Source organism: Protofrankia sp. CiT1, assembly GCF_917627335.1.
Lineage (GTDB): Bacteria > Actinomycetota > Actinomycetes > Frankiales > Frankiaceae > Protofrankia.
Genome location: NZ_CAKJTP010000043.1, coordinates 14,871 through 24,271 on the forward strand (window position 1 = coordinate 14,871; position 9,401 = coordinate 24,271).

Consider the following 9,401-nt stretch of genomic DNA (forward strand, 5'->3'; position numbering starts at 1 on the left):
CCGTCTGTTCGAAGGCCGTCGCGTGTGGCTGTGCCAGGTGCGGTTGCCTTCTCAGCGTGGCGGCCCAGCGGCCTGCCCTGCGTAGTTGCCAACGGTGATGTTCCCTGTGGGCGGATCGGCCGGTTCCGGCTCACCTATGGGAAGAACGAGCCGGACAGTGGTCCCGTTGCCGGGCGCCGAACGTACGTCGGCGGTGCCGCCATGCGCGGCGGCGACAGCCGCGACGATGGACATGCCCAGCCCGCTGCCACCGTGGACCCGGTCGCGGCTCCCCGACGCCCGCCAGAAGCGGTCGAATACCCGCTCGGCCGCTTCTGAGGGCATACCCGGGCCGAAATCGCGGATCGTGAGATGGACACGGGCGCTGTCCCGGACGAGCGTCGCCTCAACGCGCGCTGTCACCGGGGTATGGACCCGCACGTTCGACAGAAGGTTCCCGACCACCTGCCGCAGGGCGTCGGCGTCGCCGACCACTACGCACCGGTCGGGGCAGGTCAGCTCAATGAGTCGATCCGGTTCGACAGCGACCGCGTCGGCAACCGCGTCTCGCAGCACGGCCGCGAGGTCGACGTCCGAGCGCTCCAAGGGCCGGTGCTCGTCGAGGTGGGCCAGGTACAGCATGTCATCGACCAGGGCACTCATCCGGGTGCTCTCCTCCTGGACACGACGCAGGGCGTCGTCCACATCCGCTGGCGGTATGACGCCCTGGCGCATCAGGTCGACATAGCCGCGGATGGACGTCAGCGGTGTCCGTAGTTCGTGGGACGCGTCCGCGACGAACCGCTGTAGTCGTTCCTGCGAGCGGACCCGCTCCTCGAACGCGGACTGGATCTGACCAAGCATGATGTTGAGTGCGGCGGCGAGCCGACCGACCTCGCTGCGCGCGGGCGAGTCGGGCACGCGTCGGGACAGGTCCCCGCCGGCGATGGCGGCTGCGGTCTCCGCGACATCACGCAACGGCCGTAGGCCACGCCCGAGCAGCAGCCATGCCGAAAAAGCCGCGCCGGTGAGAACGGCGATCCCGGCCACGATCTCTATGCCCGCCAGCCGGGCGATGGTTGCGGTGACTGGACGCAGCGGAATAGCCACGAGATCGATCTCGCCGCCCGCGGACAGCGACCCGGCGATCGCGCGGAAGCGCCTGCCATCGCTGACGATGGTGAACGGAGTTCCGGAGGCTACTCGGGCGTCGATGTCAGTGGCAGCGTTGATGAGCGGACGGGGCGGCGCTGGGCCGCTGCCGCTTCCCGTGACGACCAGGACCGAGCCGTTGCGCCTGCGTAGTTCCACCACGTAGTCGGTCGGGGCGATCGCGCGCTGCAGGCCTTCAATACTGATGGTGGGCGCCACCTGGGCTAGCAGAGCGTTGCTACGGGCCGTCACGATGTTCTGTGCGCTGCGCAGCTGATCGTCCGTCTGGTCGAAAAGGTAGGTACGCAGTGCGAAAATGCTGATGACCGCGGTACTGAACAATCCCACCGTCAGCAAGGCCAACAGGCCGATCATCAGCCGGGTCCGCAGCGCCGTTCCCCGTCCTGGGTCACTCACGAGTGTCAGACTCGCAGCAGTGGGCGCTGCCGTCGCCGTGCTGGTCGAAGCCGTTCTGGAGGCAAAGCTCACACTGGGGCTGGGATACCGGAAGCATAGTTGCGTGTTCAATTACGTAGCTGGGCCGCATGGCAACCATTCGACCATCAGGAGTCCTGACCTCCATGACCATCACCGACATCGCTACCGGTGACATCGCCGCGACCGAAGACGCGCTGATGCTGGACGCCGCCGCTGCGGATCTGCTGTTCCGTACGGCCCGGACCGCGAACACCTTCAGCGATGATCCCGTTTCTGACGAGCAGGTCCGTGCTATCTATGACTTGATTAAATGGGCGCCGACCAGTATGAATACCCAACCCCTGCGGATCATTCTGGTTCGTTCGCCCGAGGCGCGGGAACGGCTGGTACGGCATCTCAGCCCGGGTAACCAGGCGAAGACGCGCTCTGCTCCGCTGGTCGCCATCGTGGCCGCGGATATCGACTTCCATGAAAACCTCCCGCAGGTTTTCCCGCATCTGCCGAACGCCAGGGATTTTTTCACCGAGCCGGTCGCGCGCGAGCAGACCGCGCGCTTCAATGCCGGCCTGCAGATCGGCTACTTCATCCTGGGCATCCGTGCCGCGGGGCTCGCGGCCGGTCCGATGACGGGCCTGGATGCCACCGCCGTCGACAAGGAGTTTTTCGCGGACCAGCCGCTGCGCACTCTCGCGGTGATCAATATTGGCAAGCCCGGGGAGAACCCGTGGTTCGGCCGCAGCCCACGGCTGGACTACGAGCAGGTCGTCTCCGTCCTCTAACCTGACCCTGAGTGGTCATCGCTCGCGGTCGCGACGGTATGGCTGTCCGGACCGAAAGCCACGCTGTTGACCGGGCTGATATGCCCGGTCAACGTGGACAGCGGAGATGGCCGGTGCGGGTCGGAGATATCGGTGAGGCGGCAGGTGCTGTCCGGGCCCGCGGTAGCCGGCAGACGTCCGTCCGGGCTGATCGCCAGGCTGTTGGCCTGCCCAGCTCGCTCGCTGAGCGTAGCTGCGGGCGTCACCCCGGCTTGTCTGGTGACGTCGAACACGGCCACTGTGCGATCGGAGCCCGGCCCCGAGCCGGCGCCCGCGAGCAGCCGGCCATCCGAGCTCAGCGCGGCTGTTGCGACAGACGCCGTGGGCATGGTCACCGGTATGGCCGTAGGCCGGGCGAAGGATGTGATCAGCGCGAGCCGGGCCGCGGGCGTTGGGGACCGTTTCCAGGCGGCGAGGCTGAGCCGGGCGGCCAGCGCCGGGTTTTGCGGACGTAGCGCGCCTGCTTCCGTGGTGAGCCAGTGGGAGGCGTCCAGTGACCGGTCGGGGGCCGACCGTGACGTCGCCACCGTGGCGACGGCGCTAATCGCCAGGACGAGCGCGGACAGCCCGGCAAGAACAGCCCGTCTCCTGCTGGATGACCGAGGAGGCGTACGAGCAGGTTCTGCGCGCTGGGCCGCTCGTCGGATCTTTGCGCATGGCTTCTTCGACAAGCACACGTAGCTCGTCATCCAGGCCCTCGAGGCATGGCCTGGTGTGCAGGGCCCGGTACAGCAACACGTCGGTCGGGCCTTGGCCGAACGGAAGCCGTCCGGTGCCGCGTGGAGGACGACGCTGCCCCAGGCGAAGATGTCCACCGCTGATCGTGGTGAGTTCCGTCGTGTGCGCCATACCAAAGTCGATCACTTTGGGCCCCATGGCAGAGATCAATACATTGGATGGTGTGAGGTCGCTGTGGGGCACGCCTGATACCCGGACCGTGGGTGGCGATGCCTCAACCCGCACCACGCCGCGTCCCTCCGCTGCTCCCTGAGTACGCTCGATGTTCACCCGTACTGTCATCACCGTGGCCAGACTGACCGTGCCGCGCAGCTGTCCCGTCGGGGAGGCGGCGCGGCGCCTCGGTATGGGAGCCCTCGGGTGGTGACTCGTTTTCACGTGAGTATCAATATATTACTTTTAGTAGTTTCTTGATTGCGGTGGAGCGGCCTCAGGTAATTGCAGTCGATATTAACGAACGCCGAGTAGGCGGCTGGATGCAGGTTTCAATGAATGTGGATGCAGGGTATATATCTCGCGTTATCGATTTTACTGGAGGGGTGACGAGCGGATCCCCGCCATGATGATAATCGAGCACGGCGTCCAGATCAAAGGGGGGTTACTGATGGCCGGGAAGGCCGATTTCATCCAGCCGGATGCCGCGGTCGTATATCTGCCCCAAACCGACGCGGGCGTTGTGTCGCGGCGGCTTCGAATGCGTTGGCATTTTCTGTTGTCCCAAGCAGCGGTTGTCCTTCTGTTCGCCGGGTCCATGATTACCATGGCCAGTCTTCTCCAGGTGTGGACGGTGGGGATTTCGGACGACCAGCGCCGGTCGGATGTGCTGGTGGTGCTCGGTGCTTCCCAATACGACGGACGCCCTTCCGCGGTGTTTGCGGCGCGCCTTGACCACGCATTTGACCTGTACCGCCAAGGAGTGGCTCCGTTGGTCGTGACGGTCGGCGGCGCGCAGGCGGGGGATGCTTACACCGAAGGGCAGGCAGGCGCGAACTACCTGGCCTCCCGTGGCGTTCCGGTGACCGCTCTGATGCCCGTAGGAGAGGGGCGGGACACCTTGGGATCGTTGCGGGCGGTAGCGGTGGCCATGGCGAAGCATCAATGGCGAAGCGCAGTGATCGTGACGGATCCGTGGCATTCGCTGCGGTCACGAACGATCGCTCGTGACCTTGATATTGACGCGGTTACGTCACCGGTAAGGACTGGCCCGTCCACCCGTGGCTTCGGTACGCAGCTTCGTTACATTGCTCGGGAAGGCGTTGCTTACCGATTTTATCAGCTCTTCCATCGGACGACCCCGGCAGGGGTCGCGCCACCAGCCGTGTGAACACGTCCCCGAGCGGGGCGGCTTCAAAGGTCGGTGGGCGGGTTCACACGGCTGGTGGCGACGGTCGAGAAGTAAATTTTTATATTGTTTACATGATTTTTGGCCGTACGCTGGTTGTGGCTGCCTTGTAGGCGGGCGGTGAATGTTTTACTTTCAGTGATCGTTGGGTGTCCGGTGGTGCTCGGTCCGGACTCGGGCCATCCCTGAGGCCCGGCGTGGACGTGGCCAGTGTCTCGGACCGCGGTGCCGAGATCGCGATTATCGTGAAGATCGGTCTGCTGGTCGTCCTGCCGGGTTGAGTGCCCCTGCCCCCGCCCACGATCCCGAGGAGGGTCCGCCATGGCCATTGCTCCGGCTGTTGTTGTTCAGCAGTGTCGGTGTTGGCGGTTTTCGTGCTGAAAGGCACGGAAACCGTCCCGGGGCTGGCCGGTGGCCCGCGTGCGGCCGGCAGACTGCTACGCCCCGATCCGCTCGCGGGCCTCACTCATCTGCATCGGACGTACGGCCCGGTCGCGCGGATCTCCTCGCGGCCGATGTCGCTTTACCTCGTGGCGGACCCGGCGGTTATCGCGGACGTCCTCGTCGGGTCGAGCCGGGCATTCGCCCGAGGCGTTGTCCGTCGTGGCTTCGGTTCCCGCCAGACAGTGGTGGAGCCTCTTGCGCTGGTGCTCGGGCGGGGGCTGCTGACCAGCGCGGGGGAGTGGCACCGCAGGCAACGCCGGCTCATGCAGCCGATGTTTCACCGTCAACGGATTTTTGAATACGGGGAGATTTTTGCCGCGACAGCGGACGATCGGGCTGATTCCTGGACGGATGGCCAATATCTTGATCTGCATGACGAGATGATCGAGATGACGCTGGCGATGGTTACCCGAGCCCTGTTCGACGTCGATGTCGACAGTAACGAGGTAGCTGTCATCCGGACAGCTATCAGTGAGAACATGGTGGTCACTCGGAAGGCTGTGCGGGCCGGTTTCGAGACGCTGGAGAGGCTGCCGCTGCCTGGGCCCAGACGCCGCCGTAACGCTCGCCGTGCTCTTGACCGGGTCGTCTACGATCTTATCGAGCGCCGCCGTGCCACTGGGGCGAGCGGGCGGGACCTGCTCTCACTGCTGCTGACAGCCCGCGATGCCGAGACCGGCGAGGGCATGGACGACACGCAGGTCCGCGACGAGATCCTGACTATCATGCTTGCCGGTCACGAAACCACCGCAAACGCGTTGACCTGGACTTTTCATCTGCTCGGAGAGCATCCTGAGATTGCGGCGGCGCTGTATGCCGAACTCGACACCGTCCTGTCCGGCCGGCGGCCAACGGTAGCGGACCTGCCGCGGCTGCCATATGCCGACGCGGTGTTCACCGAGTCAATGCGGCTTTATCCACCGGTGTGGGGCATGGGCCGCTATTTGTTGGAAGACCGTGTCATTGGAGGCTATCGCCTGCCGGCCGGCTCGACGCTGCTTCTCTGCCAGTGGGTCGTCCACCGTGACGAACAGTGGTGGCCGGAGCCGGAGCGTTTTGATCCGGCCCGCTGGCTCGGGGACCGGATCGACCCGGACCGGCCGCGGTATGCCTATTTCCCCTTCGGAGGCGGCCCGCATCAGTGTATCGGCAACAGCTTCGCCCAAACCGAGGGAGTGTTGGCTCTCGCCACGATCTGTCGCCGGTGGGCGTTCGAACCCGCTGTCGGTCTGAAGATCGTACCGCAGCCGCTGGTGACTCTGCGACCGCGTGACGGTCTACCGATCATTGTCCGGCGGCGCCGCTGATGGGGCGCCGGGGGCCATGCGTCCCGGCGGTAAGAACTGTTCCGGCCATAGGCCTCGCGGCGTGGCCGGGACCGTTCGGCACGCCGGACCGGGTTCCTCGGCGCTTTGCCCGAGGCCGAGCGGACCGGTGATTGTGGCCTTCTGGCACGATCGGGGTATGCGCCGCGGCGCCGGACATATCCTTGAACGGCCACATGTTCTTGACGGGCGACGGCGAGTGAACTCGACGACATCAAGACCAAGGCTGGGGAGCCGGCCACCTGAGTCATTCACGCTGAGATGGGTCCGCGCGCGCCCGCGGACCTCAGAAAACCTAGGAGAATTTATATGAGCCACATTCAGTTTGCCACTCGTGACGCGAGCCCGTGGGTGCCTCATTACATAATGGCGATAGACCGAGAGAAGTGCATCGGGTGCGGTCGTTGCTTCAAGGTGTGCGGTCAGGGTGTACTGAAGCTGATGGGCCTGAACGAAGACGATGAGCTGGTCGATCCTTTCGACGAGGAGCAGGAGATCGAGCGTAAGGTTATGACCATCGAGACTGCCGGCAACTGTATCGGCTGTGCCGCCTGCGTCCGGGTATGTGCGCCGCGCTGTCACACCTACGCGCCGGCGGAAGCGGCCTGACCAGCCGGCGGCTGTCAGCTCGCCGTCGAGATGCGGCCGGATCGGGTGGCTATGCCGGACACCGACAGACACTCGATCCGCCCGCTGGCCGGAACGTCCCGTGCTGGAGGAAGCTAGGTGGGTGACTGTTACCGCATCCACGGATCGACGTATTCCGGATCTGGACGAGGTGTCCCTCAGTCGGCTGGTAAGGTACTGGGAGGCTGCTAATTATCTGACGGTGGCGCAGATCTATCTGCGTACCAATCCGTTGCTGCGTGAGCCGTTGGAGCCAGGGCAGATCAAGCCTCGGCTGCTGGGTCACTGGGGTACGTCCCCGGCGCTGAACCTGGTGTATGCCCAGCTGAACCGGTTGGTACGGGAGACTGGGCAGGATGTGCTGTATGTGGCCGGGCCGGGGCACGGCGGCCCGGCACTGGTCGCCAACACCTATCTGGAAGGCACCTATTCGGAGATCTACCCACAGGTGTCGCGGGACCTGGCGGGCCTGACCCGGCTGGTCCGGCAGTTCTCCACCCCCGGAGGGGTACCGAGCCACGTCTCCGTACCGACGCCAGGGTCGATCCACGAGGGTGGCGAACTCGGCTACGCCCTGGTGCACGCCTTCGGCGCCGCGTTCGACCACCCTGACCTGCTGGTCGCGGCAGTGGTCGGTGATGGTGAAGCCGAGACCGGGCCGTTGGAGGGAAGCTGGAAAGGCATCCGGTTCCTCAACCCGGCCCGTGACGGTGCGGTGCTGCCGATCCTGAACCTCAATCAGTACAAGATTGCGAATCCGACGGTGCTGGGCCGCCTCGACCGGGCCGGGGTGACCGCCTTCTTTGCCGGCCACGGCTATGACGTGGCCTGGGTCGAGGGGAGCGACGCCCACCAGGTCCACCGGGACTTCGCGGCCAGGCTCGCCACCGCTTACAGCCAGATCCGCCGTATCCAGGACGACGCCCGCGCCCCAGGCGCGGTGGTGACCGCCACCCCGCGCTGGCCGATGATCGTGTTACGGACCCCGAAGGGATGGACCGGCCCGAAACAGGTCGATGGGGTGGCGATGGAAGGCACCTTCCGTGCCCATCAGGTGCCGTTGGCGGCTGTTCGGGAGAAGCCGGCCCAGCTGGCTCAGCTGGAGGCGTGGCTGCGTTCCTACCACCCGGACTCGCATTTCGACGCGGACGGGCGGTTGGTCGCCGATCTCGCCGTGCTCGCACCGACCGGCGACAAGCGGCTGGGGGCGACCAGCTACGCTAACGGCGGCCGGCGCGCCGTGGCGCTACGGCTGCCGGATTGGCGTGCCCACGCGATCACGGTCGGTCCAGAAACTCGTGGGAAGGTCATCTACGAAACCACCCGGCCGCTCGGCGACCTGCTCCGCGACGTCTACCGGGACAACCCCACCACCTTCCGGGTGTTCAGCCCGGACGAGCTGACCAGCAACCGGCTCGGTGCCGTCCTCGATGTCACCGACCGCTGCCTGGTCGCCCCGACCGACCCGCACGACGACCGGGTCTCCCCATCCGGCCGGGTCATGGAGGTGCTCTCCGAGCACCTGTGCCAGGGCTGGCTGGAGGCCTACACGCTCACCGGCCGGCACGGCCTGTTCGCCACCTACGAGGCGTTCGCGATGGTTTCCGCCTCCATGCTCATCCAGCACACCAAGTGGCTACAGGAAGCCGCCCGGCTGCCCTGGCGGGCACCGGTACCCAGCCTGAACGTGCTGTTGACCAGCACCTGTTGGCGTAATGACCACAACGGCTTCTCCCACCAGGGCCCGGGGCTCATCGACACCGTCGTCCCCCTGTCCCCTGGCATCGCCCGGATCTGGCTGCCGCCGGACGCCAATACCCTGCTCTCGGTCGCCGATCACTGCCTACGCAGCCGCGACCACGTCAACCTCCTCGTCGCGGACAAACAGCCCCACCTGCAGTACCTCTCCGCGGACGAAGCCGCTGAACACTGTGCCCGCGGCGGCTCGGTCTGGGAATGGGCCGGCAGCGACGGCGGCGAGCACCGCACCGACATCGTCCTCGCCGGGATCGGGGACGTCCCCACCATGGAGATCCTCGCCGCCGCTGACCTGCTGCGTCAGTTCACGCCGGGCCTCACCGTCCGTGTCGTCAATATCGTCGACCTGATGGCCCTGCTTCGCGCGGACCTGCACCCCCATGGCTTCTCCGTTCCGCTGTTCCGCGCCCTGTTTACTGACGAAACCGACGTCGTCGTCGGTTTCCACGGCTACAGCCGCGCGATCCACCAGCTTTTGCACGGCCGGCCCAATCCGCAACGTTTCCACGTCCGCGGCTTCATGGAACAAGGCACCACCACCACCCCGTTCGACATGGTCGTGCGCAACGGTGTCAGCCGTTACCACCTCGCCCGCCTTGCCATCGAGTTCGCCCGCACCACCCCGCGAGGCGCTGACCGGCTCGTCACCCATTGCGAGACCCAGCTCGCCCGTCATCAGGCCCACATCACCGAACATCTCGAGGACCTTCCTGAAGTCCGCGACTGGACCTGGCCGGGCGACCATGGGCGGCCACGCGCACCGCGCATGTAGCGTCTTTG

Annotated in this window: 8 protein-coding genes; 5 read left to right on the forward strand and 3 right to left on the reverse strand. The window is 65.8% G+C overall.

Translation table 11 applies throughout. The features are described 5' to 3' along the window. Positions 1-51: 51 nt before the first annotated feature. Positions 52-1,548 carry a sensor histidine kinase gene (locus tag MJ785_RS09755; protein WP_370651462.1) on the reverse strand — a complete coding sequence of 499 codons (1,497 nt, stop codon included), beginning with the start codon at positions 1,546-1,548 and terminating at the stop codon, positions 52-54. A 164-nt stretch (positions 1,549-1,712) separates the two neighbouring features. On the opposite strand from MJ785_RS09755, the gene MJ785_RS09760 reads away from it, so the two are divergent. Then, positions 1,713-2,348, forward strand: a complete 636-nt coding sequence (locus MJ785_RS09760) for a malonic semialdehyde reductase (protein ID WP_239309157.1) — start codon at positions 1,713-1,715, stop codon at positions 2,346-2,348. On the opposite strand, the gene MJ785_RS09765 is transcribed toward MJ785_RS09760, so the two are convergent. Together MJ785_RS09765 and MJ785_RS09770 are read right to left on the reverse strand one after the other, a co-directional pair. Continuing rightward, positions 2,345-2,914, reverse strand: coding sequence for a WD40 repeat domain-containing protein (locus MJ785_RS09765; RefSeq protein WP_239380530.1), 570 nt, complete (start codon positions 2,912-2,914; stop codon positions 2,345-2,347). The genes MJ785_RS09760 and MJ785_RS09765 overlap by 4 nt on opposite strands. A gap of 13 nt (positions 2,915-2,927) precedes the next feature. Then, positions 2,928-3,395, reverse strand: a complete 468-nt coding sequence (locus tag MJ785_RS09770; RefSeq protein ID WP_239380531.1) for a hypothetical protein — start codon at positions 3,393-3,395, stop codon at positions 2,928-2,930. Positions 3,396-3,819: 424 nt separating this feature from the next. Here MJ785_RS09770 and MJ785_RS09775 point away from each other — a divergent pair, with 424 nt between their 5' ends. The 4 genes from MJ785_RS09775 to MJ785_RS09790 all read left to right on the forward strand — a co-directional run bounded on the left by MJ785_RS09775 (position 3,820) and on the right by MJ785_RS09790 (position 9,393). Next, complete coding sequence (locus tag MJ785_RS09775; RefSeq protein WP_239309226.1) at positions 3,820-4,449, forward strand: YdcF family protein; 630 nt, start codon at positions 3,820-3,822, stop codon at positions 4,447-4,449. Between the two features lie 392 nt (positions 4,450-4,841). Continuing rightward, positions 4,842-6,218, forward strand: a complete 1,377-nt coding sequence (locus tag MJ785_RS09780) for a cytochrome P450 (RefSeq protein WP_239309163.1) — start codon at positions 4,842-4,844, stop codon at positions 6,216-6,218. Positions 6,219-6,545: 327 nt separating this feature from the next. Further along, positions 6,546-6,845, forward strand: a complete 300-nt coding sequence (gene fdxB / locus MJ785_RS09785; RefSeq protein WP_239309165.1) for a ferredoxin III, nif-specific — start codon at positions 6,546-6,548, stop codon at positions 6,843-6,845. 121 nt (positions 6,846-6,966) lie between these two features. Next, positions 6,967-9,393 (forward strand): phosphoketolase, encoded by a 2,427-nt coding sequence (locus MJ785_RS09790; protein ID WP_239309167.1) that lies wholly within the window; start codon positions 6,967-6,969, stop codon positions 9,391-9,393. The last annotated feature ends 8 nt before the right edge of the window (positions 9,394-9,401 follow it).